27 protein-coding genes are annotated in these 25,855 nt (G+C 38.9%); 12 read left to right on the top strand and 15 right to left on the bottom strand.

Annotated features, from left to right (window positions below):
* Positions 1-116: 116 nt before the first annotated feature.
* From DSM106972_RS21240 to DSM106972_RS21225, 4 genes are all read right to left on the bottom strand, one after another.
* A complete protein-coding gene (locus DSM106972_RS21240) occupies positions 117-1,463 on the bottom strand; it encodes a cytochrome P450 (RefSeq protein ID WP_127082589.1) in 1,347 nt (448 codons plus the stop codon).
* A gap of 38 nt (positions 1,464-1,501) precedes the next feature.
* Positions 1,502-2,632, bottom strand: coding sequence for a BMP family ABC transporter substrate-binding protein (locus DSM106972_RS21235; RefSeq protein ID WP_127082588.1), 1,131 nt, complete (start codon positions 2,630-2,632; stop codon positions 1,502-1,504).
* Positions 2,633-2,695: 63 nt separating this feature from the next.
* A complete protein-coding gene (locus DSM106972_RS21230) occupies positions 2,696-3,472 on the bottom strand; it encodes a sulfite exporter TauE/SafE family protein (protein WP_127082587.1) in 777 nt (258 codons plus the stop codon).
* Positions 3,473-3,504: 32 nt separating this feature from the next.
* Positions 3,505-4,467, bottom strand: a complete 963-nt coding sequence (locus DSM106972_RS21225; protein ID WP_127082817.1) for an acetamidase/formamidase family protein — start codon at positions 4,465-4,467, stop codon at positions 3,505-3,507.
* A 238-nt stretch (positions 4,468-4,705) separates the two neighbouring features.
* On the opposite strand from DSM106972_RS21225, the gene DSM106972_RS52210 reads away from it, so the two are divergent.
* Positions 4,706-4,867: a hypothetical protein gene (locus DSM106972_RS52210; protein WP_170213591.1), complete on the top strand. Its 162-nt coding sequence runs from the start codon at positions 4,706-4,708 to the stop codon at positions 4,865-4,867.
* An 8-nt stretch (positions 4,868-4,875) separates the two neighbouring features.
* Here the strand turns inward: DSM106972_RS52210 and DSM106972_RS21220 are convergent, their stop codons facing one another.
* The 4 genes from DSM106972_RS21220 to ureE form a co-directional block, all read right to left on the bottom strand.
* Positions 4,876-5,502: a DUF5678 domain-containing protein gene (locus DSM106972_RS21220; protein WP_127082586.1), complete on the bottom strand. Its 627-nt coding sequence runs from the start codon at positions 5,500-5,502 to the stop codon at positions 4,876-4,878.
* 307 nt (positions 5,503-5,809) lie between these two features.
* Entirely contained in the window at positions 5,810-6,409 is a 600-nt protein-coding gene (gene ureG / locus DSM106972_RS21215) for an urease accessory protein UreG (protein WP_127082585.1), read from the bottom strand.
* 9 nt (positions 6,410-6,418) lie between these two features.
* Positions 6,419-7,105: an urease accessory protein UreF gene (locus DSM106972_RS21210; protein WP_127082584.1), complete on the bottom strand. Its 687-nt coding sequence runs from the start codon at positions 7,103-7,105 to the stop codon at positions 6,419-6,421.
* A complete protein-coding gene (ureE, locus tag DSM106972_RS21205) occupies positions 7,083-7,526 on the bottom strand; it encodes an urease accessory protein UreE (protein WP_127082583.1) in 444 nt (147 codons plus the stop codon). Before ureE ends, DSM106972_RS21210 begins: the two co-directional genes overlap by 23 nt.
* 25 nt (positions 7,527-7,551) lie before the next feature.
* Between ureE and DSM106972_RS21200 the strand changes: the two genes are divergently transcribed.
* Both DSM106972_RS21200 and DSM106972_RS21195 read left to right on the top strand, forming a co-directional pair.
* Complete coding sequence (locus tag DSM106972_RS21200) at positions 7,552-8,340, top strand: DUF3598 family protein (protein WP_127082582.1); 789 nt, start codon at positions 7,552-7,554, stop codon at positions 8,338-8,340.
* Between the two features lie 158 nt (positions 8,341-8,498).
* Positions 8,499-9,596, top strand: a complete 1,098-nt coding sequence (locus tag DSM106972_RS21195; protein WP_127082581.1) for an FAD-dependent monooxygenase — start codon at positions 8,499-8,501, stop codon at positions 9,594-9,596.
* A 147-nt stretch (positions 9,597-9,743) separates the two neighbouring features.
* Here the strand turns inward: DSM106972_RS21195 and DSM106972_RS52575 are convergent, their stop codons facing one another.
* On the bottom strand, positions 9,744-10,064 hold the full coding sequence (locus DSM106972_RS52575) for a GIY-YIG nuclease family protein (RefSeq protein ID WP_201800762.1): 321 nt from the start codon (positions 10,062-10,064) through the stop codon (positions 9,744-9,746).
* A gap of 346 nt (positions 10,065-10,410) precedes the next feature.
* Between DSM106972_RS52575 and DSM106972_RS52205 the strand changes: the two genes are divergently transcribed.
* The 5 genes from DSM106972_RS52205 (at position 10,411) to DSM106972_RS21175 (ending at position 13,424) form a co-directional block, all read left to right on the top strand.
* Positions 10,411-10,548, top strand: a complete 138-nt coding sequence (locus tag DSM106972_RS52205; protein ID WP_026092841.1) for a hypothetical protein — start codon at positions 10,411-10,413, stop codon at positions 10,546-10,548.
* 219 nt (positions 10,549-10,767) lie between these two features.
* A complete protein-coding gene (locus tag DSM106972_RS55845) occupies positions 10,768-10,971 on the top strand; it encodes a hypothetical protein (RefSeq protein WP_411675325.1) in 204 nt (67 codons plus the stop codon).
* A gap of 17 nt (positions 10,972-10,988) precedes the next feature.
* Positions 10,989-11,246: a tellurite resistance TerB family protein gene (locus DSM106972_RS55840; protein ID WP_411675324.1), complete on the top strand. Its 258-nt coding sequence runs from the start codon at positions 10,989-10,991 to the stop codon at positions 11,244-11,246.
* Between the two features lie 158 nt (positions 11,247-11,404).
* Positions 11,405-11,848: a tellurite resistance TerB family protein gene (locus DSM106972_RS21180; protein WP_127082580.1), complete on the top strand. Its 444-nt coding sequence runs from the start codon at positions 11,405-11,407 to the stop codon at positions 11,846-11,848.
* Between the two features lie 220 nt (positions 11,849-12,068).
* Positions 12,069-13,424 (top strand): UDP-N-acetylmuramoyl-tripeptide--D-alanyl-D-alanine ligase, encoded by a 1,356-nt coding sequence (locus DSM106972_RS21175; RefSeq protein WP_127082579.1) that lies wholly within the window; start codon positions 12,069-12,071, stop codon positions 13,422-13,424.
* A gap of 299 nt (positions 13,425-13,723) precedes the next feature.
* Here the strand turns inward: DSM106972_RS21175 and DSM106972_RS21170 are convergent, their stop codons facing one another.
* A complete protein-coding gene (locus tag DSM106972_RS21170; RefSeq protein ID WP_127082578.1) occupies positions 13,724-16,180 on the bottom strand; it encodes an ATP-dependent Clp protease ATP-binding subunit in 2,457 nt (818 codons plus the stop codon).
* Between the two features lie 232 nt (positions 16,181-16,412).
* Between DSM106972_RS21170 and DSM106972_RS21165 the strand changes: the two genes are divergently transcribed.
* Entirely contained in the window at positions 16,413-16,694 is a 282-nt protein-coding gene (locus DSM106972_RS21165) for a DUF3288 family protein (protein WP_073619962.1), read from the top strand.
* 105 nt (positions 16,695-16,799) lie between these two features.
* Here DSM106972_RS21165 and DSM106972_RS21160 read toward each other — a convergent pair whose 3' ends face one another.
* The 3 genes from DSM106972_RS21160 to DSM106972_RS21150 all read right to left on the bottom strand — a co-directional run bounded on the left by DSM106972_RS21160 (position 16,800) and on the right by DSM106972_RS21150 (position 19,915).
* Positions 16,800-17,441 carry a cadmium resistance transporter gene (locus DSM106972_RS21160; protein WP_127082577.1) on the bottom strand — a complete coding sequence of 214 codons (642 nt, stop codon included), beginning with the start codon at positions 17,439-17,441 and terminating at the stop codon, positions 16,800-16,802.
* Positions 17,442-17,460: 19 nt separating this feature from the next.
* Positions 17,461-18,972 carry an MlaD family protein gene (locus DSM106972_RS21155; protein WP_127082576.1) on the bottom strand — a complete coding sequence of 504 codons (1,512 nt, stop codon included), beginning with the start codon at positions 18,970-18,972 and terminating at the stop codon, positions 17,461-17,463.
* Between the two features lie 160 nt (positions 18,973-19,132).
* On the bottom strand, positions 19,133-19,915 hold the full coding sequence (locus tag DSM106972_RS21150) for an ABC transporter ATP-binding protein (RefSeq protein WP_127082575.1): 783 nt from the start codon (positions 19,913-19,915) through the stop codon (positions 19,133-19,135).
* An 88-nt stretch (positions 19,916-20,003) separates the two neighbouring features.
* Between DSM106972_RS21150 and DSM106972_RS21145 the strand changes: the two genes are divergently transcribed.
* Complete coding sequence (locus DSM106972_RS21145) at positions 20,004-21,479, top strand: phytoene desaturase family protein (protein WP_127082574.1); 1,476 nt, start codon at positions 20,004-20,006, stop codon at positions 21,477-21,479.
* Positions 21,480-21,647: 168 nt separating this feature from the next.
* Here the strand turns inward: DSM106972_RS21145 and DSM106972_RS53645 are convergent, their stop codons facing one another.
* Together DSM106972_RS53645 and DSM106972_RS21135 are read right to left on the bottom strand one after the other, a co-directional pair.
* Positions 21,648-21,905: a Uma2 family endonuclease gene (locus tag DSM106972_RS53645; protein WP_233787616.1), complete on the bottom strand. Its 258-nt coding sequence runs from the start codon at positions 21,903-21,905 to the stop codon at positions 21,648-21,650.
* A gap of 100 nt (positions 21,906-22,005) precedes the next feature.
* Entirely contained in the window at positions 22,006-22,785 is a 780-nt protein-coding gene (locus tag DSM106972_RS21135; protein WP_325052200.1) for a hypothetical protein, read from the bottom strand.
* A 308-nt stretch (positions 22,786-23,093) separates the two neighbouring features.
* Between DSM106972_RS21135 and recQ the strand changes: the two genes are divergently transcribed.
* Entirely contained in the window at positions 23,094-25,253 is a 2,160-nt protein-coding gene (gene recQ, locus DSM106972_RS21130; RefSeq protein ID WP_127082573.1) for a DNA helicase RecQ, read from the top strand.
* On the top strand, positions 25,253-25,771 hold the full coding sequence (locus DSM106972_RS21125) for a GNAT family N-acetyltransferase (protein ID WP_127082572.1): 519 nt from the start codon (positions 25,253-25,255) through the stop codon (positions 25,769-25,771). Before recQ ends, DSM106972_RS21125 begins: the two co-directional genes overlap by 1 nt.
* The last annotated feature ends 84 nt before the right edge of the window (positions 25,772-25,855 follow it).

Raw genomic sequence — 25,855 nt, 5'->3', positions numbered from 1 at the left:
CTTTACAAAGTGGCTTATTTTTTATAAGTATTTACGCTTATTCGGTGTCTCAAACCCTTTGTATATCTGAAGTTTTTATTAACTAAGAATTGTTAAGCTTTCTTTGGCTGATAATGCTAATCTATACCCTTGCGTGCATGTGTGAGCATGGGTAAGCCATTTTTAGGGCGGGTGTTAAAATTAAATATTGGTTGCAATTGATAATCAGAAAGTGATGTTAATTTAAAGCGTTGTAAAATCATAGCTATATTAATTCGCATTTGCATAGTAGCAAACGCATTACCTATACAAATGCGAGGTCCTCCGGAAAAAGGAAGATAGGCAAACTTGTGAATATTGTCTTTATGTTGACTATTAAATCTATCTGGGTCAAAGCGTAAAGGTTCAGGAAAGTAATCACTACGACGGTGCAGCGTCCAAGGCGCCACTAAAACTAAACTATTTTTGGGTATAATATAGTCATCAATAACAACGTTTTCAATCGCTTGTCTAGAAACGACTGCTGTTACAGGCAATAATCGCATTGATTCAAATAGTACCATTTCAAGATATGGCATTTGATTTAAATTTGAAATTGTTACAGTCTTGTCTCCAACCACTTGATTAATTTCATCTAACAAGCGCGCTTCGACTTCTGGGTGTTGAGAGATAAGATATAATGTAAACGCAATGGAGTGTGCAGTTACTTCATAACCCGCAGCAAATAAATTTAGTACTTCGTTTCTAATTTGCTCATTCGTCAATAAACCTGTTGTATCACTTGCTTGTGCTTGAATGAGCATTGATAATATATCACCATAATCTTCGCCTGATTGGCGCCGTTTTACTGTTATAGAACCTACGTGGTTATCGATGAGGGCAAATAGCCGCTTCATCTCTAAGTTACTTTTAATTGGTATCCAAATTGGTACAGGAAAAGAACTTATCCGCTGAGAGAATAATTCAATAAATTTAATAATTGCTTGACCAATTTGATTATCTCGCAAATCTTCACCAAAAAAAGCTCTACTTGTAATACCCAAAGTTAAATCCATCATTGCAGTAGGGATATCAATAACTTCTCCAGGTTGCCATTGCGAAATCATTATTTTTGTATAATCGGTCATAATGCTTGCATATGCATTAAACCGTTGGGCATTGAATGCAGGATTAATAATAGAGCGCAAAACCTGCCATAACTCACCATCACTAGTAAATAAATTTTCTCCAAAAATTCCCTTTGCTGTGTATTTTACAGTGAATATCTTCTGAAATTTTTTAGCTTGCTTGAGTAAAACTTGTTGTGCTAAATCGGGATGATTGAGAAAATAGCCTGAACCTAGTATCCCGAAAGGTATGCGAAGAAAATCACCTTGCTGGGCTAAATGTTCAAGGTATCCTAGCATATCATCATTCATAGCACTTGTGTGACTGCGGCGCCTTGTAGTTGTTGGAGGTGTAGCAACAGGAATAGATTTTGTCATATTAAATAAAAGTAGTTTGAAAATATAAAAGCTAAAAGTTATTTAGGTATGGTTCCTTCAACACCTTCAACATACCAGTCCATTGCTAATTGTGCTTTATCATCGAGTATTTTTCCTGTTGGAACTCGCACGACTCCCTTTTGGTCTTTAATGAGTCCCTCGAAAGGATGGGCAATTCCTTGAATTATTTCGTTGCGTTTTTGATTAACTAAATTTTGTATATCTGGAGGAATTACTGCGTTCATTGGTGATATATCAACCATTCCTTGTGCTATTCCATACCAAGTATCCTCTGGTTTCCATGTTTTTTCAATTACTGCTATGGCTCTTTCGGTGTAAAATTTACCCCATTGATTAATTGCTGATGCTAAATGTGCTTTTGGTGCGAACTTGCTCATGTCGGTATTGTAACCAAACGCATAAATTCCTTTTTCTTCAGCAAATTGAACTATTGCCGCTGAGTCGGTATGTTGTGCTAAGATATCGGCGCCTGAGTTTACCAAAGATATAGCAGTTTCACGTTCTAAAGTTGGGTCGTATAAAGTTTTTACCCACGCTACCCGTACTTTGGCTTTTGGATTTGTCAATCTTACACCTTGGGTAAATGCACTAATTCCCCGAATTACTTCTGGTGTTGGAGAGGCGCCAATAAAACCAATAATATTCGATTTGGTCATTTTACCAGCAATCATGCCGGTTAAATATCGCGATTCTTCAAAGCGACCGATGTAAGTACCAACATTTGCCGCACGTTGAAAACCAGTGCAGTGTTCAAAAGCAACTTGAGGAAAATATGAAGCAACTTTAATAGTGGGGTTCATATAACCAAGCGAAGTTGTAAAAATCAACTCATGACCGTCAAGCGCTAATTGCCGAATCACCTTCTCAGCATCTGCACCATTATTGACGTTTTCGATAAAAGTTGTTTTTACTTTCTCTTTAAGATTTGCCTCCATTTCTCTACGTCCTAAATCATGTGCGTAAGTCCACCCCATATCCCCCACTTGTTCAGAATAAACAAATCCAACCTTTAAGGGTTGATAAAGAGAAACTGGTGAAGCTTGAACTGTCGGTTTAATTGTAGGAGTACTTTTTCTACCTCCACAACTAGTCAACGTCATCCCAGCACCTGTTAAAGTTATATATTGAATAAACTTTCGACGTTCCATATCAATAAGCAAAAAATATAACGTTTTTTGCTTGATTGTAGCTTTTATCGTCCGCAATCACCTTTACATACGTGAAAACGCTTGCCAAGCTTGCCAGAATATATATATAGATAAAACACCTAGTAGTGTCCGAAATGCTAAACTGACGATATGGTCGGGTAACTTCGGTAAAAAACGAGTACTAATTTGGGCGCCAATCAATCCACCTATACCTAATATCAATCCTACTGTCCACGAAATATTACCTTTAGCTGCGTGTCCAATAGTGGCAGAAACAGCGGTAATCATTATCACCCCTAAACTTGTTTGAATTGCAACTTTAATTGTTTCACCTAGTAACAAAATTTGCAGTGGCACCATAATTACACCACCACCAACACCAAATAATCCAGCTAGTACTCCAGCGGCGCCACCTGTAAAAAGTCTTGCCAGAACAGGGTTGAAGTTATTACTCTTTTCGGCTTCACTATTAGAAAGTTGTTTACGTAATTGTACTAAATAGATATTAAGTAAAAGTAACAATGAAAACGCTACTAATAAAACATACGAAGGGATACGAGTAGCAAGTTCTGCTCCTAATTGTGCAGTAATAACCGCAGGCAATCCTAAATATATAACTCGCTTAAAACTCAAATAGCCCATACGCCAATTTTGGATACTTCCAGAAATAGCGGTAATAACTATAGAAAAACTGCTAGTAGCAACAGCTTGAAGCGGCGTATATCCTAATGCGACCTGCAACGGTACTAAAACAGTACCGCCACCAATACCCAAAAATCCAGCGAGAATTCCAGATACTAAACCACCGACAGCTAGTGAAATTAATTTTGATGTATCCATATATTGAGCGTAGGGAAGTGCAAAATTCAAGCTTACAATACATTCTTTGGTAAAATAGACTTAAGCAGCATCCCATGTACACCCTTCTGTGGACTATTTACCACTTGGCTAATGCGAAAATTTACAGCCAAACTACACAACACATAAGCATCTTCGGCTGATATACCAACAAAGCGTTCTAGAAAATCAATCATACTTGAGACGGCATTTTGTAAAGCCTCATCAAGGGTATTCCCAAAACCCATCGTTATAATATCAGTTGGTGTATCAGCGATTGGCGCCTTCAAATGCAAATCTTTACGAACTTTTAGCTTAATAGTACCATTCATCGAAGTTTCAATCGCCGTGACATTAACTTCCCCATCACCTTGTGCAGAATGACCATCACCTATCGAAAATAAAGCACCAGATACAAACACAGGTAAAAATATACGGGCGCCAGCTTGAAGTTCCCGATTATCGATATTACCACCATAATATCCAGGTGGTATCGAAGAGCGGTGTTCATCATGAGTTGCCACACCCAAAATGCCAAAAAAAGGCGTAATAGGTATTTTAATACCTGACCCCTTCGGAAACTCCGCAACATTATTATCTAAATCCAAATCAATAAATCTTAGTGCAGGTTGTGTAAACTTTTGTGGCAAGGCGCCCCATCCACTGCGAATAGCATTAAACCCAACAGGTAAACGCGGTGAGATTGAATGTAATTCTACTTCCAAAACATCTCCCGGTTCTGCACCCTTTACATAAATAGGGCCAGTCAACAAATGTGGACCACCAGCAACCTTACGCTCTGGGGCCAAATTTTGGCAAATATCAACAAACTCAGGAGTCAGAAACGCTGGTGGTGCCTTATCATACACATAAAACCCACTATAAGTTTCAACATCTACCGTATCTCCAGAATCAACCCTAAGCGCAGGTGGTAGTAAATGCGAAAAACCACCTAGATGCACCGTTTCTTTTGTAGCCTTTAAAATATGACGAACCATTTGATAATAAGCAAATTTTGTATCCATTCTGACACAAGAGGTGCCCAAAAAATTAATTCTCCATCTTGTGGAGCAGGCATCCTTGCCTGCCTTAAAAGATTAAAAAGATGAGTCACTTTGAAGATTGGACAGGCGAGGACGCCCATCCCACAATAAAATTTTGAGTATTTTTTATTTGAAAACTCTTGAACTAAGCAACCTCTTAGAGGAGCATTTCCCGGAGGTTAAAATATTAAATATGAAAGAACTAGCTGCAAAATTACAGCAAATCAACGATGGCAAGCCCGGTTACTATTTAGCCGATATCGCGGATAAAAAATATTATTACTGCGGTGAAAACCTTGAGGATATACGGGTAAAATTAAGAGAAATAGGAATTGGAAAACTTGAACCGCATTGATTTTTTAGTTAAGGCGCCTCTACGGCATGAAATATAATTTTTTCTTCAGATTGGCGAAATTCGATATTGAATTTATCAAATACAATTTCACGACCGAGTAATAGTTGGGCTGCACCTGCATCAGTTTGTAACCATGCGACAGGTGCAACAAATTGCTTCTCATTAATAGTCATTTGAATATCGCGCATAACATACTCCACGTTTCCACCAATAGTCTCTGCGACTAGTTTAGACTCAGAATCTGCCAAACTATATCCTAATTCTTCGCCTATTTTAAAAGGTATTAAACTAAGTTCGGCACCACTATCTACTAACATAACAGCATTCATTACTTTATCACCATGCTGGAGTCGTACTTCATAATTTGGCTCCCAATCATGACGCACTAATGCACGAAAGCGAATAGGTAGTATTTTAACTGAACCTGTAGAACGAGGGACAAAATAAATAACAAACCTTTGTCCTGAAGCCTCCGCTATATCTAAAGCTTCTCGCAAATTTTCACTATGGGCAATGATACCGTTAGCGTTATAGGCAATATACTGATTTTTGTAAAAATCTAGTAACATCCGTCGGTTTCTATTTAACCATGTGAGTATTTCTTGAGTTTCTTCTTGCGAATGTGTTGTATCCATAGTACATACCGCTAGGCGCCAGTCTGTAAGTTGTTATATTTATTTTAATAGGCAAATAACCTTAAAGGGTAAAATCTTTATTTTCTTTCTTTTTGCCCTTTGTGTCCTTTGTGATTAATTACATAAGTCTAGTATTTGACAAATAATACTTGTTTTGATAGTCCATTTTAATGGACTTAAACTATTAGCCTATGGTTTGCAACCATAGACGGTGTGAATTTTAAATTAAAATGTTAGTAAATCAACATGATATATTGGAAAATAAATATAATATGTTGGGTTCCGCAAAGCCTCCACCCAACCTACTTTAACCTCCAACATGCATTGAAACAAACTTAATTACATTGTTTAATCCATCTTGAGTTTTTAAATTAGTAAATATAAAAGGTTTATTACCGCGCATTTTCTTAGCATCTTGCTCCATTACACCTAAGTCGGCGCCAACATAAGGCGCCAAATCTATTTTATTAATCACCAACAAATCAGATTTAGTAATACCTGGTCCACCTTTGCGGGGAATTTTGTCACCAGCGGCAACGTCAATTACATAAATAGTTAAATCTACTAGCTCAGGACTAAAAGTAGCTGCTAAATTATCTCCACCGCTTTCTAAAAAGACTAAATCCAAATTTTCAAAGCGTGTTTCTAACTGTTCAATAGCAGCTAAATTCATTGAAGCGTCTTCACGAATAGCAGTGTGAGGACATCCACCAGTTTCTACTCCTAAAATACGGTCTTTTGACAGTGCTTGCGAGCGAACTAAAAACTGCGCGTCTTCTTGGGTATAGATATCGTTTGTAACCACAGCTAAATTATACTCGTCGCGCATTGCCTTACACAGCGCATCGACTAACGCGGTTTTCCCTGAACCAACTGGTCCTGCAACCCCAACTCTAAAAGTCATAATTATAATAATCTAACTTCTAAATAATCTTGTATATAGTGTCTCATGCTGCATACTAGCTAGGGATACACCCCAACTGCAACAACTCAAGTCATCGTCTTCTAACTGTAATACTTCTTCAACCGCACTCGTTAAAAGTGGTTGTAAATTTAATAATAGTTGCTGACCTGTAGTTTGTCCTAAAGGAATTAATTTAACTCCAGCAGTTACTAAATTACTTACCCAGCTATGCAAATAACCAAGTAACGCTGCTTTCATATCCACATGCCAATATGCTGTAGCAATACCAAACGCTACCGCATAATTACACAGTGTGCCAACTTTATCACTAATAATCTTAATTTCTGGCTGAAGTTTTTCGAGTAATTGAATTAACGACCGTCCCATCTGCAAACTACTATTGCGTAACTCCTCAGTTTCTCGCACTGCTGTTAACCACATATTCCAGTGTGTCAGTGCTGCAAAGTCCTGATTTTGCAAAGCTTGATATACACGTACTATTAGTGCTGCTTCTAAACGAATGGCGCCATACTGTAATTCAGCAGTTAGCCAGTGCATGAGAGTATCATGGCATGTAATAACACCATGTTCCGTTAGCGTTTCTAAGCCTTCCGAATAACTATATGCACCAACAGGTAAAGCTGGACTAGCAAGCTGTAACAACCAAAGAAGATTATTATTCGTGATGATGGTGTCCATAAGCACCAGTTTCTGGATAAAATGTTGAGATTTCAGGTATTACGTGTAATCCCAAGTGTTCAAGCATTGATTGTAAAACACTATCAGGCGCCAATCGTAAATACTGAGGAGTAATTTCAACGGGCACATGACGATTACCTAAATGATAAGCCGCGCGGAGTAAATCTATCTCATGATGCGCCGTAACTGTAATTACAGCTTCAGGTTTCGCAACAATTCTGACTCTGATTTCATTAGTTTCATCAAGTAAAATATCACCATCCTGTAACACAGTCCCGCGCGGTAAACGTAAAAACACAGTTTTACCATCTTCCGTCTCAAAACGGTGACGACTACGAGTACGTTCTTCTGCTGTCAGCGCTAGTGTTAGAGTTACTACCACATCTGGGTTCGGTGGTTGGCGCCGTGTAACTGTTAACATTTTTAACAAATTTCGAGGTTTAAACATGATTATTACAGATTTACGAGAGAAAAACTGGAATAATTTCTTTGTACACCATTTGCAAGACTGGCAAGGTGTTTGCACAAAGTATTCACCTCAAGGCGAAATGTTTGAATATTTTGAAAGTTTGAGAAGTTTTTGTGGCAACCAAGAACAAACTCAGGTGATTCAGAACAACGAATATAAATACCCTGACGGTAAAATAGTTGAGAAAACATGGCAAATTAACAAAAAATCGAATAACTTAGCTGATGGTTTATGTCACGAAGCAATTCCATCGATGCGGACTCTGTTTTTTGACCAAGGCGCCGCTGTATGGTTTAAAAAGGAATTTGAAGTAGGCATTAATTTCGCGGTTGAATTATTGCTGAAAGTAGAAAATGGTCGTAATAGTGTAACAACACACTACGATGGTGAAGGCAATTTAATTAGAACAGTATGTATTCGCGAAGACATTAATGGTTCGCAGGTTCAGCAATGGACAGATGAAATGAATTTATGCGCCGAAAGGGATTTTGGAGGTAATTGGCAAGGCACTTCAATAACAATGTCACCAGATTTACAGGTTTCTGATTCAGTAAAAACGCAGTTGCATTTTCCTATCGAAGGTAATAAAAACTTCTTTTTACCCAGCGGTATTTCCGTAAGCTGTCCTAGTCGAATAACTTCTCAGAACAAGTTTACTATCGTTGCCAATTGTTTTATGACAGCATTGCACCTACAACAACTTGTGGTTAACTATGATGATAGCGGCGCCTTCTCTAACGTGAAACTAGAATTATTCTCACTTTAAAAACTCTTTCTTTGTGTCCTCTGCGTCTCCGTGGTAAAAAATAAAGATATAAGAGCGCAGAGGAAAATTTGTCAATAAAAATTAATAAAAAGTTGCGAAATAATGCTGCTTATTCGTGTAGATGAGCTTATCTTTGAAGCAGTAATAGTAATATTTATATGATTTCAACACAAACAAAAATTGGAATAGTCGGTGGTGGTACTACTGGTTTGTATCTGACCATATTACTTAAAAGCCGTGGATTTGACGTTTGTTTATTTGAACGGGCGCCGAAACCAAGAGTAGATGGATGTGGTATTTTGATGATTACTAGTGGATTGCAAGCTTTGTCAATGTATGACAAAGAACTCAGCAATGAAATTATTCAAGCAGGAATAAAGGTTAGTACATACGAATTTCGTAACCTCAAAGGTGAACTAGCATTTTCTAACTCAGCAGCAGAAGCAGAAGCAGAAAATGGTTTTCCTGCTGTTGTTGTGCATCGAGAAGATATAGCAAAAGCATTACTAAGACGGATAAATCCCGAAAACTTATACTTTGACCATAGTTTAGAATCTGTAGAGTCAAACAACGGTAAAGTAACAGCAAAATTTCGTAACGGTCAATCTTGGGAAGGAGACTTATTAATTGGTACAGATGGATTAAATTCCAAAGTGCGGAGTTTCGTAGAACCAGATATTCAACCATCTTACCTCGGAGATGCTGTATGGCGAGGAATTGCGCCGAACAATCATATTTTCTCAGAAGGAGAGTTTATAGTATTCATGCGCGCACACGGTATTTACGCAAACGCATTTAATATCGGTCAAAACCGCTGTCACTGGGGATTTTTCACCGAATGCGAACAACCAGAAGATGAAAAAGGACTACACGCACCAAAAAATACTCAAATGCCACCTGAAGAGTTAGCAAAACTCCCCGACACCATCCGTCAAACTATTGAAATGACACCGCAAGAAAACATAGTTTGTCGCTACTCCTATGACATCAACCCCATGCAGCACATAGTTGCTGGCCGAGTAATAATATTAGGAGATGCAGCACACGCAAAAAGTCCATCAAGAGCGCAAGGAATGAGTAGTGGACTCGAAGACGCTGTAGCATTCACAAACTACCTAACATCATCAACAGCAATTGACGAAGCACTAGCAACATTTGAACAAGACCGTCTGCCAATCATACATGAATTACAGCGAACCAGCCGAGAAAAGAGCCAAAAAACAGGACGTACCAAAAAACTTCAAACAACCCAATAACACACACCTGTCATGTTGAGCGCAGCGAAACATCTAGGCAAAGTGCAGAATATTCGTATATATTGACAACGTGTAAGATGCTTCACTACGTTCAGCATCACACTTGACAGGCGCCTAAGAATCATACTCAAAACAGACTTTGAAAAGCTAGCTGTCATACCAACCATCACTTAAATCTTTCCACGTTGGGTTTATCGACTCAATTAAAGCAATCTTTTTTTCGCGTAACCAACCTTTTATTTGTTTTTCTCGCGCCTTCGCGTTAAGATTATGAATTCCAGTACAGCCTAGAAACTCTTGTGTATCTTTTTTTATAATTACGAGTTGGAGATTAGACCCTTCAGCCAGACCAATTATAGATTCATTAATAAACGATTCTGTCTCAAATATGTCAATCGCAGGTCTAGGAGTCATATAAATAGCTATTTCATTTGTAAATTCTCTAAAAATCTCGCTCTTATACTGCATAGCTATTGGTTTGAGCAAAAGTCGATTTGTAATGATTTCTGTTTTTAATAAATTAATACGCAATTTAACATAGATTTTTTGTAATTATTTAAACTTCATTGTCTTCATTGATAATACTGATAAAAATCATCAATAGTTTTTTAAACACAAGTGTACCTAGTATGACACATAACAAAATCTCATGAAAAAGTCATCCTCTCTTTAGGATGATTTTCTGAAAATTGCGTTATGATTTATTTGAAGTTTTGTTAAGATACCCCTAAGAGCAAATTTTTAACGGAATTGAATGCTCTGGGTGTGGAGGAATAAATACTACCAGTTCACTTACACAATTGAGGATAAAACAATGGACAGCTATATTTTCTTCGATGATGCGCTCCGGATTCTTGTCAATGCTTTTTTGGCTTCTGCGATACTACTTGTGGCAGCTTCTGGTATCGGTTTAGCAGTAATCGAATCAATAGAGAAGGCAAGCGACCGCTAAGTAATAACAGCAGACTCAAAAAAAAGGGCATTCTCATCCCCAACTTTGATTCTATCTTAACAAAACTACATAAGTACAAAAGTACACTTAACTTTTGTATCATAATTGTTGCTTCCCTGGTGTTTGCCTAGCTGTGGTGCTGGGAATATTAGGTGTGAAAGTCAGATAAAGCAGTTGGTCTTAGTAAAACCTTCTGGGTAAACAAGCAATGCTATTTCGATGTCTTACACGCAGCAAGCAACGATAGGCTTATTTGATAAGATATTTTTCGGTGGCGTTCAAAGTAAAGTTACAGAGGCACTTAGTCCTGCGGTGGCCTTTGCAGCAATAAGTTTGGCAGCAAAAGCTTGTGATGGTTATTTGTCAGATGATGAAGCGCGCGGAATTTCGTTAGCGCTATCTAAAATGAAGTTTTTCCAATGACGTGATATATAGGATGTTTGATAAACTCCTGGGAATGCTTCGACGCTTTATGTGTTGCCGCATTAATCAATGCAGCCAAAAATTCTTTACCCTACTCTCTTCAAGAAACAGTATTTGCTGTAGCTGCCGACTTGGTATTATCGGACGGTTATGTTACAGAACTTGAACAAAGCTTTTTAGACGACTTTTTAGACGATTTATATCAAAGCCTAAATATATCAGACAAAACGGCTACACGAATTGTAAAAGTCATGATAATCGAGAATCGGGGTTAATAATTTACTCATACTTAACTCATGGTGTTAGTTTTTACTTAATTTAGGGAATACTGAGATTACCAGAAAAAAGACATTGCACAAGTTACGACGCTTGCCAGCCATATAACAAGTGTAATGTCATCTTGAAATATTTCCAAGAAAAGGATAACACTAAAATGGGTTTATTTGACAAAGTACTCGGTAATAATACGGTAAAAGAATTGATGACTCCGGCAGAAGCTTTTGCTGCTATTACTTTGTCTGCTATTGCGTCTGATGGATATCTCTCTGAAGATGAAATGCGCGCTCTAACTGCTACCTTGTTTCGGATGAAGTTATACCGCAGCTACTCAAACGATGTAATGCAACGGATGTTTGATAAGCTTTTGGGTATTTTACGTCATGAAGGAATAAATGGTTTGTTCGATGTTGCTAAGGAGTCTTTACCTTACGACATGCGGGAGTCAGCGTTTGCCGTTGCGACCGATTTAATTTTAGCGGATGGAGTTGTTGCTATAGAAGAAAAGGAATTTTTAGACGACTTGTACCAAGCTTTAAGTTTAGACAGCGAAGTTGCAACTCAAATTATCGAGGTCATGTTAATCAAAAATCGCGGCTAATGGCAACGGATAAGAACGGGTGTAGCGGATGATTTTTCATATTTCATCCGTTACATCCGTTGCATCCGCTGCCAAGACTTTGACAAATTAAAGTAAGAATGTTAACCTCTACACTTCCTATATTAAGTAAAAGAATATAGGATTTAAGGACTTTTATCCTTGCGTTATTCACTGACGCTGGAATATAAAAAAACGAACCTCTGAAATAAATCCAAGCAAGATGTCCTGTTCTGCCACCCTCACAAAGTTAATTGAAGCTACTGGCGCCAAGCCTTTAAATGTATCGAGTACAGCATTAAATAATATAAGTATAGGTATACAAACAGACACTAGGTTAATTAAACCTGGTGAGGTATTTGTAGCTTTACGCGGTGAAAAGTTTGATGGACATAAGTTTGTGTCTATGGCTATTGAATTTGGCGCCATTGCAGCAATCGTTGATTTTGAGTATGAGAATCAAGGGTTGCCTGTACTCCAAGTAAAAAATACATTAACAGCGTACCAAAATATTGCGCGTTGGTGGCGCGATAGCCTTGATATTCCAGTGATTGGTGTAACTGGTTCTGTAGGTAAAACTACTACTAAAGAGTTAATAGCTGCGGTTTTGGCGACACAAGGAAAGGTTCACAAAACATACGCGAACTTTAATAATGAAATTGGTGTACCAAAGACTTTATTAGAAGTTGGCAAAGAACACGATTTTGCTGTGATTGAAATGGCAATGCGTGGAATGGGGCAGATTGCTGATTTAACGCATATTGCACGTCCGACAATTGGAGTAATTACAAATGTGGGAACCGCGCATATTGAGTTACTTGGTTCTGAAGAAGCTATTGCCCAAGCAAAGTGTGAGTTATTAGCCGAAATGCCAACTGACGGTGTAGCTATTCTCAACCACGATAACCCGTTGTTGATGGAAGTTGCTGCAAAAGTGTGGCAGGGTGAAGTTATTACCTATGGATTATCGGGTGGTGATATTCAAGGCAGTTTAATCGATAATCATACTATCGAAGTTGCCGGAATACAATTACCTTTACCCTTAGCTGGGCGCCATAATGCAACTAACTATTTAGCTGCTTTGGCTGTAGCAAAAGTGCTTGATATTAGCTTTACGTCGTTACAATCAGGTGTAGAAGTTAACATGCCATCTGGACGTTCGCAGCAGTTTATGTTACCCAACGATGTGGTAATTTTGGATGAGACATATAATGCGGCACCAGAAGCAATGTTAGCAGCATTGAATTTACTGGCAGAAACACCAGGTAGGCGCCATATTGCAGTATTAGGCGCCATGAAAGAATTAGGTGAACGTTCGCATCAATTACATCAGCGCGTTGGTGAAATGGTAAAAAATCTCAATTTAGACGCGCTCATGGTATTAATTGACGGACAAGATGCCGAAACAATAGTTAAGAGTGCAGAAGGAATACCATCTGAGTGCTTTACATGCCATACAGAAATGGTGACGCGCTTAAAGTCATATGTACAAGCAGGTGACCGTTTATTATTTAAAGCAGCGCATTCAGTAGGATTAGAAAAAGTAGTAAACCAATTACGTGCCGAATGTAATTGTTAAATACGGTAGGGGCGGGTTAATCGACAAACTTCAACACACATTACAATTAAACTAAACCCGCCCCAACCCAAATCAATAAAACATTACAATTTAAATCACAGGCAAGGATGCCTGTTCCACAAGAAGAATTTGAATTCAGAATAATATACAAAGGTGCCTTTATAGTCAAATCATAATCGTATCCCTTCAGATTGTGGTAAAAAAGAGACATAGTGAATCCACAGGCTTTCCGGGCTGTGCCACAACAACAAAAAAGGGTACGGCGGCGCCGTACCCTCAGTGTTAGTTGAAGTTACAATTTAGCCAACGTTAGCTAAAAGCAACTCAGGTTTTTCTAATTTTCTGACTCTTACTTGACCATCATCGTCAACATCAACTACTGCTTTGTCTCCATCGACAACTTGACCAGAGAGCATTGCTTCGGCTAATGAGTCTTCTAACAGACGCATAATAGCTCGACGTAATGGTCTGGCGCCATAGCTTGGGTCATAACCTTCTTGTACCACGCGATCTTTGAAGCGCTCAGTAACTTCGAGGGTAATACCTTTTTCAATTAGACGGTTAGAAACGTCTTTAAGCATAATGTCAGCGATTTGCTTAACTTCGTCTTTGTTAAGTTGAGTAAAGACAATAATGTCGTCAAGACGGTTGAGAAATTCTGGACGGAAGAAAGCTTTGAGTTCTTCGTTGACCAAGTTCTTGATGCGGTTGTAGCTCGCTTCAGCTGCATCTTCAAACTGGAACCCTAAACCACCACCACCTTTTTCGATGACTTTGGAACCAATGTTCGATGTCAAGATAATTAAAGTGTTTTTGAAGTCCACTTTTCTACCTTTCGCATCGGTAAGCTGTCCGTCATCAAGCAATTGCAGCAACATATTAAATACATCGGGGTGCGCTTTTTCGATTTCGTCAAATAGCACCACTGTATAAGGTTTGCGGCGAATTGCTTCGGTAAGTTGTCCGCCTTCATCGTAGCCTACATAACCTGGAGGCGAGCCGATGAGTTTGGAAACGGTGTGACGTTCCATGTACTCAGACATGTCAAGACGAATCATCGCATCTTCGGCGCCGAAGAAATATGCTGCCAAAGATTTTGCTAACTCGGTCTTACCTACACCAGTTGGACCTGAGAAGATAAAGCTGGCAATTGGTCGATTTGGATTTTTCAAACCAACGCGCGCGCGTCGCAGGGCACGAGAAACTGCGGTAACAGCTTGCTCTTGTCCAATTAAACGCTGGTGCAATGTATCTTCGAGGTGCAACAGCATTTCAGATTCAGACTCTGTAAGCTTGTTGACAGGAACACCAGTCCACGAAGCAACAATTTGTGCAATGTCTTCTTCGTCAACAGTGGGGTTACTAATAAAGCCATTTTCTTCAGCTTTAAGTTGTTCTTCAAGCTCAAGTTCTTTATCACGCAGTGTTCCTGCTTTATCAAAGTCTTGAACACGAACAGATTGTTGTTTATCTTTACTGACTAATAATAATTCGCGTTTAATTTCACGACTTGCAGCGTTTTGTGAGTTCCGCAAACGCACGCGCGAACCTGCTTCGTCAATTAAGTCGATAGCTTTGTCAGGTAAGAAACGGTCGGAAATATATCTATCAGATAATGTAGCGGCAGCTAGTAAAGCTTCATCAGAAATAGTAACGCGGTGATGCTGCTCGTATACCGAGCGCAAACCATATAATATCTCGATGGTTTCTTGGACTGAAGGTTCACCAACCATAATTGGCTGGAATCTTCGCTCTAATGCTGCATCACGCTCGATGTGCTTACGATACTCATCGAGGGTTGTGGCGCCTAAACACTGTAGTTCGCCACGTGCTAACGCTGGTTTCAGAATATTGGCAGCATCCATGCCACCTTCAACTCCACCGGCGCCTACCAAAGTGTGAATTTCATCAATCACGAGGATGATATTTCCGGCTGTGCGGATTTCCTCCATGATTTTCTTAAGACGCTCTTCAAAGTCGCCACGGAAGCGTGTACCTGCAACAAGTAAGCCCATATCAAGGCTAACAACCTGCTTGCCCATCAAAATATCAGGAACATCTTGGTTGATAATACGCTGCGCCAAACCTTCGGCAATAGCTGTTTTACCAACACCAGGTTCTCCTATTAATACAGGATTGTTCTTGGTACGACGGCCGAGAATTTGAACGGTACGCTCGATTTCTTTGTCACGACCAACAACTGGGTCAAGCTTGCCTTCTTGCGCTAGCTTGGTCAAGTTCTTACCAAATTCTTCAATAGTAAGATTTTGCTGGTTGCGACGCCCGGTACCGCTACTACTAGCACCCGGCGCCACTGCTACTTCTTCACCTAAACGGCGAATTACAGCAGTGCGAACTTCTTTAAGGTCAATACCCAAATTTTGTAGTACTTTAGCTGCAACACCTTCGCCTGCGTCAGTTAAACCTAAGAGTAAATGTTCAGTGCTAATGTAATTGTTGCCTAGTGTACGTGCTTCTTTAAAAGCTTGCTCAAATAAACTTTTAACTTTAGGGGTAAAAGGAATCTCTGGTGGTACGAACCCAGAACCTCGACCAATAATCTTCTCGACTTCGCGACGCGCATCTTTGAGGGTAACGCCCATGTCCAAAAGCACTTTGGCGGCAACACCGTTTCCTTCTCCAATTAGCCCGAGGAGAATTTGCTCAGTGCCGACGAAATTGTGCCCCAGGCGGCGTGCCTCCTCCTGAGCTAACATGATTACCCGAATGGCTTGGGAAGTGAAGTGTTCAAACATAAGCGGGCTATTGCCTCCCTTGCTGGTACGACGTTGGGTGATAATGAATCTCACCCTCAGTTTAAGTTGTTTGTACTTTCTTAAAGATAATGTATCTTTATTTTAAGCACTGTGACAGTAGTGAGAGCCGTATGCCTAGAGTTGTATTTGCCGCCTACTTAAGCAAAGTGCTTGAAAGCCTTATTATTAGGTAGTTTTCTCTAGGTATAGTTAGGAAAAAAAAGTATTGATTATGACTTTAGACCAGCAACATCCCCAATATAATCGTGACCGCCCCATAATTGAGAGTTTGCTTCAGGGCGAACCATCTGATCTTAACTTAGCAGAATTAGCTCGTTTGCGGGTGCGTTATAATGGTTTTCCTGGCGCCCGCGACATTCAAGCTAATTTAGACACAATTTTACAAAAATGGAATTTAACTGAAGAACAGCTATTTGAGCGCACTCGTCTTATACATGAAGCAGGTGGTATATATAAAACTCGCGGTAAGCGCGAAGAACAAGATTGGAATTAGGCAACGGATGACAGCGGATGTAACGGATAGGTAGTTTTAAATCACTATGCTCTGATCTATATTTCATTATTTCATCTTCAACAAATAAATCATCCGTTACATCCGTTACATCCGTTGCAAGCTGCCGCTATCTATTAAAATGTATATTCCTAAGCAAATTAAAACGATAGGCGCCAATATACTTCCATATTTATTAAAAACGCTAGTAATTGCACGATGTCGTGTGAAAAAGTATCCTAAATAACACCATACAGCAATCAAAATATAGAAAACTATCAGAGTTATAAGCAATTGCTGAAGAGTACTACTTGCAAATAAAGGCACATATATACTGATATTATCACCACCGTTGGCAAAGGTCACGGCGGCAACGTTGTAAATTTGAGGCGCCAATAAGTTATTAAATATATTATTGCCTCGATTTATAGTTGCAGTTACAGCTTGGATTTCATCATCATTATCATTATCATCGTTTTGACGTTTTACTAATTGATATATACCGATAATGATTGGTAAAAATCCTAACAAACCAATTAAGGAACGTTTAATAACTAAACCACCGAAGAAACCAGGTAAACTAGCCAGGATTATTATAGAAAAGCCTAAATATTGTCCAATGATAATATGACGCTTACGAAAGTTAGCGTTTACTTGTGCGAAAAGTAACGTTAAAATAATTATGTCATCAAGATTAGTTGCCGAAAAAGCAGCACAAGCTGATGCAACTGCACCCAAAAATTGGTTCATTTTGATGCACGATGTTTATTTATCTATCTCTTTTTTTTTTATCTACTGAAAGATTTTTATCTTTAGTATTCTGTGGTAGTTTTGCAGACTCAGTGTTTCGTTTTAAAACGCGCGTTAAACGGTTTATAGATTGTCTACGCTGCATTGTTTCTTTTGTTTCTGGAATTTGCGAAAATTCTGCAACTGGGAAAATTTGACCTGGTGTTGAGGTACTAAATGTCGCGGTTGGTGTAGATACTGGTGCAGATGGTACTTGAATTACTTGATTACGTTTCATCATATCAAGGGTTTGCGCGACTTGAACTTGCTGTTCTATCTGTTGTGTAGAAGAAACTAAGCTGCTTAAACCGTTAACAAGCTGTCGAAGATTGGTACGGAATTTAGGGTCTCCTGTCAACTCATCAAGGTCAGAAGTAATTTTTTGGGTGTTTTCAAATGTTACCCTGGCTGAATCTAATGTTTGTTGAAGCACGACAGCGTTTTTAGGGTCGGTGAGAGTTTTGGTAGCATCGCGTAAATTTGCTGATGCTAGTGCTGCGTTTGCAGAAAGAGTTTCAAAGTTTTTAATTAATTCACCTTGAGTCAAACGGTTAATAGCTGGTGAAAGACCACTAGCAGCTACACGTAGTTGGTTACTGCTGGCAGAAATATTGTTGAGTGTGGAAACTAAAGAAGAACGGTTGGTAGTTACAAGACTATCGAGGTTGCCAAGTAGCTTATTTGCTTGACCTGCTGTGGTACGGAGTTCGTTCGCTGTAGAACTAAATTGACCAACTGTAGAGTTTAATTGATTTGCTGTGTTGCCAAATTTATTGAGAGTTCTATCAGCAGTAGCAGTAAGTTGTGCTGTTGAAACGGTGACTTGATTTGCTGCACGCTGTACGGAAGTTGTTACACTAGAAGTCGTATTGAGTTGAGACTGTGCGGTTTTACCCAACGAGTTTAAAGTTTTACTCAGTTCAGAAACATTAGCAGCAGCTATTGCCCCTTGTTCGAGCGTGCGATTCAGATTTTGATAAAATTTTTCGTTAGTAAATCTATCTGCTAACTCAGTGGTTGAGCGCAAAACTTCATCAACGTTAACACCAATTTGACCATCTAAACGCGAATTATTACAAACAATTTGCTTATTGTCACAATTTGGCTCTAACGGTTTCGCTGCAATGGCACCTTCTGGTACCTTGGATAAAGGTGTAATATCAATAAGGCTTTCGGCAATTAAACCGCTTTGATTCGCTTCAACTTTAACATCTCGCGGGATAACTAAGTCACGTTGAGAAATTTCTAGTTCCACCTCAACGTTATTCGGACTCGGTCGAATTGCTGCAATTCTACCTACTTTAACACCGCGAAAGCGAACGGGGGCGCCTTTTTGCATCCCACCAGCGTTGGTAAAGTCAACAAAGATTTTATAGTTACTTTGAGTCGCATTAAAACGATTGAGCCATAAAAAAATTAGCCCAAATACACCAAGACCAGCTAGGAATAGTAATCCTACGGTACCTTCTCGGACTGTACGCAATGAACGCATTTTTATTTCCTCTCTTTTTAGTTTAGTAATGAGTGCTGAGTGCTGAGTGTGGAGTGCTGAGTGTGGAGTGCTGAGTGTGGAGTGTCTACATAGATTTGATTTATAACTCCTAACTCCTAACTTTACTCAGCACTCAGCACTTTCTACTCAGCACTGAATTTTATCCCACGACATGAATTGGACCAGCAATACTGCCACTCAAAAATTGTCGAATTAAAGGATTGGATGTTGTATCCATATCGCTTACGTGTCCTTCCCATTGCACCCGACCTTCGTAAAGAAACACAAGTTTATCAGCTGTGCGCCGTATCGTACTATCTTGGTGGGTAACAATCGCATAAGTACTACAAACTCCTTGGGTACACTGCAACTGACGTATCAAATCTTCGATAACCGTTGAAGCGATGGGGTCTAAGCCAGCTGTAGGTTCATCATATAACAAAACTTCAGGCGCCTCGTTGGGACTTTCAGGGTTAGAAATAATCGCACGGGCAAAACTCGCACGTTTCCGCATCCCTCCCGAAAGTTCCGATGGATATTTATCTGCACTTCCTCCCAAACCAACCATCTCTAACTTCTCATGTACTATATCTCGAATTCGCTTTCTAGATAACTTCGAGTGTTGATACAGCAAAAAACCCACGTTTTCTTCCACAGACAGCGAGTCAAACAATGCAGCTTGTTGAAACACCATACTAATTCCAATCGGGTCAGCACTATCCTCGATTAAACCCTTTCGTCGCACTCCTTGTATATAGATTTCTCCGCTGTCGGGTGCTGTTAACCCCGCAATTACCCGTAATATAGTTGATTTACCAGTTCCTGATGGGCCGATTATTCCTAGTGCTTCACCTCGATATATTGTTAAATCTATATTGTCTAATACTTTATTATTACCAAATGCCTTAGAAATACCTTTAAGTTCTATTAATGGTTCAGTCATGATTAAAATTAACTATTAACTATTATACGGGCGGGTTTATCTATATACTGTTAAAATAGAAAACCTAAGTGAACCCGCCCCTTCTAACATGTTTAATTTTGATGTCATAGTTATTGGTAGCGGTATCGGTGGGTTAACAGCAGGTAGTTTACTTGCACGTTACGGTAAGCGTGTAGTTGTATGTGAGAGTCATACAATTGCTGGTGGTGCTGCACATAGTTTTAGACGACGTGGTTTTGAATTTGATTCTGGGCCCTCCTTCTATTGTGGTCTTACAGGCGCCAATAGTCTGAATCCTGTAAAACAAGTATTAGATATTTTAGGCGAATCTATAGACGCTCTTGCATATGACCCATTAGGACACTATCATTTTCCAGAGAATACTGTTCCTATTTATAGCGATAACTCTCTTTATCTCAATGAAGTATCCAAAATAACACCACAAGGTGCTATCGAACTTCAACATTTTATAGATAAAATGCTTCCACTGTATGAAGCGATGAAAGGAATTCCGACTATAGCTTTACGTACAGACTGGCAGATGATACCTATATTAATAACAAATTATTTACCTTCACTACTGAAAATGTTACCTAATTTGCCACTGATACAAAGCTCAGTAGGTAATGTAATGGACGCAACAGTTACAGACCCTTGGGTGCGGCGCCTAATTGACTTAGAATGCTTTTTATTATCAGGCTTAAAAGCACATGGTACTATTGCACCCGAAGTAGCATTTATGTTGGGAGAACGTTCTCGTGCAGGAGTTGAATATCCTGTGGGTGGAAGTGGAGCAATTATTCAGGCATTAGTGCGTGGTTTGGAACGTTGGGGTGGTAAACTCCGTTTAGGTTGTCATGTTGAACAAATATTAGTGGAGTCAGGAAAAGCTGTTGGAGTCAAGTTAAAAAATAATGAGATAATCAAGGCGCCTATCGTTATATCGAACGCGACAGTTTGGGATACTTATACAAAGTTATTAAATCCAGACGACTTACCAGCATCTTATCGTCAAAAAGCATTACAAACACCAGCCGTCGAAAGCTTCATGCATTTGCACTTGGGAATAAAAGCTTCTGGTTTAGAAAACTTAACCGGACACCATGTAGTAGTTCACGACTCAAAACTTGATATAACAGTCCCAGGAAACACCTGTATGATATCAATTCCTACCGTCTGGGATACTAAATTGGCGCCAGAAGAGCATCATGTAGTTCATGCGTACACATTAGAATCATATAAAGGATGGGAAAGAAACGAAGAGTACGAAGCAAAGAAAAACTCAAAAGCACAAACACTATATAGAGCGTTAGAGAGAATCATACCCGACATTCGAGAACGTATAGTGCTAGAACTTATCGGAACACCATTAACACACGCACATTATTTAAGAAGACATCAAGGAACTTACGGTCCAGCAATAGAAGCAACAAAAGCAATGTTTCTTGGCGCCAATACACCCATCAAAGGATTATACCGCGTTGGTGACAGCACCATGCCCGGTATCGGAGTCCCCGCCGTAGCTGCTTCCGGAATACTATGCGCGAACACACTGCGTTCGTAATAAGCACTTCAGTGCTTAATAGGTATAATTTGCAACTAATTCAACGGATGAATTATTCGTTACAAACAAAATTGAATTATTTAAAATCACAAGCACCGTTATATCCATTGGAATGGATCAATTAACAAGTACTCTTGAAACGTCTTAATTGCAGGGTATGCCTCAAACTTACCCTCTTTGTCTATATACTTGAGTTGATTTCGATAGCACTTCAATAATAATTTGAGGATTGGTAACAATATCAGTACGCTGATTATAGTACTCAGGCTCTCCAGGTATAACCATCACATCAGGATACGTATTAATCAGCATTTTAGGTATCCATAATTTTACTTCATTTGTGTAAACTCTATAATCTTGCCTTTTAAAAGCAAAATTTAACTCGGCGCCAAAATTTAAAGCAACGTCGTTATGATTAGTGCTAATATTCGCTTTTGCTGTTTACTACATCTTCTAACTTAAGATACTCATATAATTTTGTGCGCCAATGGCGCACAAAATATAGTTTACTAGTTTTTTTGTACTATTAAAATCGACTCAACAAGTCTTCGCGTGATAACTGTAGCAGTAGAGGACTAAATTCTTCAGGTGACAGCAAAGCTATGGGTTGAACAATCGAGCTTAATTCATTATCAAGGGCGCCAAACCTAACTTTCAAGAGGTTTTCGATAATAGTGCGACGTTCTGCTTGTTTCACGTCAGCCAATTTTTGCTCGTAAAGAGGTGATAACTGCATAATTAATTTCCTTTCGTCCTTATCTTTTTTTAAATCTTCTCGAACTTCTAAAGTTGTTTTTAAGCTTAATAGTAGCTCAATGGCTTTTTTCCGCAGTGCGTTGTTTTCAGGAAGTGCTTCGAGTTCCCTCACTGCTTGTTCCCGCACTCTTCCTCTTCCTAAAATTCTTAACCATAGTGTATCTGGAGTACGAGGTAGTTGATGGATGACGATAACTACACTTTTAAGTGCGTCACCAAGGAAATATACTCCTCGACCCCAGTTGTCCTCATCGCTGTTTGCATTTAATCCTCCTAATATGGCTTTTGAAGCAGTTGGTGTTAAAATCCATAATCGAGGCAACCCAGATTCTAGAATGCGAGTTTTACTCTGTCGTTGCATGTCAGCAAACAAGGTAAATAATTTACCCATGCAACTGCGAATTTCTGAACGAGTCGCTGCGTTTCTAAACGGTTCTATTAATGCGGGTTGTAATGCAAGGCGCCCTAGTAACCCTATTTGCATTGTACCTTGTGGCGATTGTGATGAAGGCGCAAAGTAAACGTCTATTTCTCTGATTTCTGCTGGCACTTTGCGACTTGTTTCAACTTAACCTAAAGGTTGTAACAATTCTTTAAGATAACTTTTGGAAAATTCATCGTATGGAAATTTGGTCATTAGCTGGGAATTAGTATAGTACTGCTGCACCTGTATGCAATAATAGCTTTAAGTAATTTATGGAGTTAGAGGTTTCGCAATATCTTTAAATCTATTCAACGTTTCCATTACATATTGCTGCAAAATAAAGAATGATAGATATTTACAAGGCTTTGTGTAATGTCTTATTCTAATGTTCTATAAGTTATGACAAGCCTTTAGTCCTTTTAAATTTTTATAGTATGCTGACTTATCCCAATTTAGAACAAGCGCTGAAGCATCACTTCGGTTACGACAATTTTCGCCCAGGACAGCGACAGATTATCGAAGGCGCCTTGCAAAATCGGGATTTACTCGTAATAATGCCTACAGGTGGAGGAAAATCACTGTGCTTTCAGCTACCTGCGCTAATTCGACCTGGGTTAACGGTTGTGGTGTCACCGTTAATAGCGTTGATGCAAGACCAAGTGGAAGCACTGCAAAAGAATGGTATAAACGCAACATTTCTTAATAGTAGTTTAAATTCACATCAAGCTCGGTTACGCGAACAAGCTATTCTCAATGGTAAAATTAGATTACTTTATGTGGCGCCAGAGCGGTTAATGAGTGAAAGGTTTTTACCGTTTTTGGATTTAGTTCAGCATCAAATAGGAATTTCGAGTTTTGCGATTGATGAAGCACACTGTGTATCAGAATGGGGACATGATTTTCGTCCAGAATATCGTCAATTAAAATCGCTGCGTCAAAGATATCCAAATGTTCCGATGGTTGCACTGACTGCAACAGCTACCGAACGAGTGCGTTCAGATATTATTGAGCAATTGGGATTAAAAGAGCCGAATATACATCTTACCAGTTTCAACCGCGAAAACTTATTTTATGAAGTTCGTACCAGAACCAAAAACGCTTATGCTGAATTATTGGAAATGATTCGTGAAAGTGATGGTTCGACAATTATTTACTGTTTGACTCGCAAGCAAGTAGACGAACTAACTTTTCAACTGCAACACAGCAAAATATCTGTTTTAGCTTACCACGCTGGTTTATCTGATGAAGAACGTAGCAGTAACCAAACTCGCTTTATTCGTGATGATGTGCGTGTAATAGTCGCGACAATAGCTTTTGGGATGGGTATTAATAAACCGGATGTACGGTTAGTAGTTCATTATAACTTACCTCGGAACTTAGAAAGTTATTATCAAGAGTCTGGACGTGCGGGAAGAGATGGGGAGTCATCGAGGTGTACTTTATTTTTCAACGTTGGTGATATAAAAACGATTGAATGGAGTATTGCACAGAAAACCGATGAACAAGAACAAAAAATCGCGCGTCAGCAGTTGCGGCAAGTGATAGACTATGCTGAGACTAACGTTTGTCGTCGTACAGTTCAACTTGGTTATTTTGGTGAACGCTTTGCAGGTAACTGTGGAGCATGTGATAACTGTCGTAACCCTCAACCAACTCAGGACTGGACGTTAGAAGCGATGAAGTTTTTATCGTGTGTCGCGCGTTCTAAAGAAAAATTTGGCATGACGCATGTTATAGATATATTACGCGGCGCCAAAACCGAGAAGATTAAGTTATATGAACATGATAAACTTTCGACATACGGTATTGGTAAAGATAAAACAGTAAACGAATGGCGAACATTAGCACGTTCATTACTACAGCAAGGTTTTCTTGAACAAACTACTGACGGATATTCTGTATTAAAGCTGAATGAACAGAGTTGGGAAATAATGCGGCGCCAGCGTACAGTATTTATAGTAGTACCCGCAGCGCAAAAAGTCGCTTTGCAAGAACTGAGTGGAAATAATGTAGAAACAGAATTACTATTCCAGAGATTACGTTCGCTACGTAAAAAGTTGGCAGATGCTCAAGGAGTGGCGCCGTATGTTATCTTTGCTGATTCTACGTTAAAATTAATGGCACAATCACGACCGCAAACGAAACAAGCATTTAGCAAACTTTCAGGAGTTGGGAGTCATAAATTGGCAGAATATGGTAGCCAATTCGTCAACGAAATTTGTGCATACTGTAGAGAGAATAATTTATCATCAGAAAAACAAGAAATTACTCCGATTGTAAATAATACAGCAACTGGCACAGAAATAATGAGCTTGCAATTACATAAAGAAGGTTTAAATATCAATGAGATAGCGAGAAAACGTAATTTAAAACCTTCAACAGTAATGCGTCATTTAATTGATTTAATGGATAAAAATCATGATATAGATATTAACTTATTAGTACCAGCAAAAAAACAGCAGGTAATTTGGAAAGTATTAGATACTCTAGGTGACATTTCACTCACCCCAATAAAAGAATACCTTGGTAATGATTATAGCTTTGAAGAAATTAGATTAGTAAAAAGTAAATGGAAAAAGAAATCTAAAAAATAATGGTTCTTCAAATTACAGTTCGTTTAGCTCGACCCGAAGATGCAGAAAAAATGCATCATATTCACGTTAACTCAGTGCGTCAACTTTGTGCAGTGGACTATACTCAAGAGCAAATAGAAGCTTGGGTGGGTCATTTAAACCCCGAAACACTTCGTCAATATATAATAAATGGCGCCAGATATGAAGTACAATTTGTTGCAGAAGATGAAAATGGCATAATAACAGGTTTTTCCGCTTTTGATAAAAATGGAGATATCAGTGCTGTTTATGTTCATCCTGACTATACACGTCAAGGAGTAGGGAAACAGCTACTTAAAGCAGCAGAAAACGAAGCACTAGCTCATAACTTCACAAAGCTACAAATATCAGCATCGATAACTGCTCTTCCTTTCTACAAAGCAAATGGTTATAAATTTATAAAATACTCATCACATCGCTTGCGTTCTAATGTAACAATACCATGTGCCTTACTAGAGAAAACGCTGGCAACGGATACAACGGATGTAACGGATGATTGATTTTATTTAATAAGTATAGAGTTGAGTTTTTTAGTTTTTTTTATAAACAATTACTCATCCGTTACATCCGTTTATCATCCGTTG

Origin of the sequence: Dulcicalothrix desertica PCC 7102 (assembly GCF_003991905.1) — a bacterium.
Taxonomy (GTDB): Bacteria; Cyanobacteriota; Cyanobacteriia; order Cyanobacteriales; family Nostocaceae; genus Dulcicalothrix; species Dulcicalothrix desertica.
Note: the sequence above shows the minus strand (reverse complement) of the source record. Positions and strands in the feature narration are given on the sequence as shown.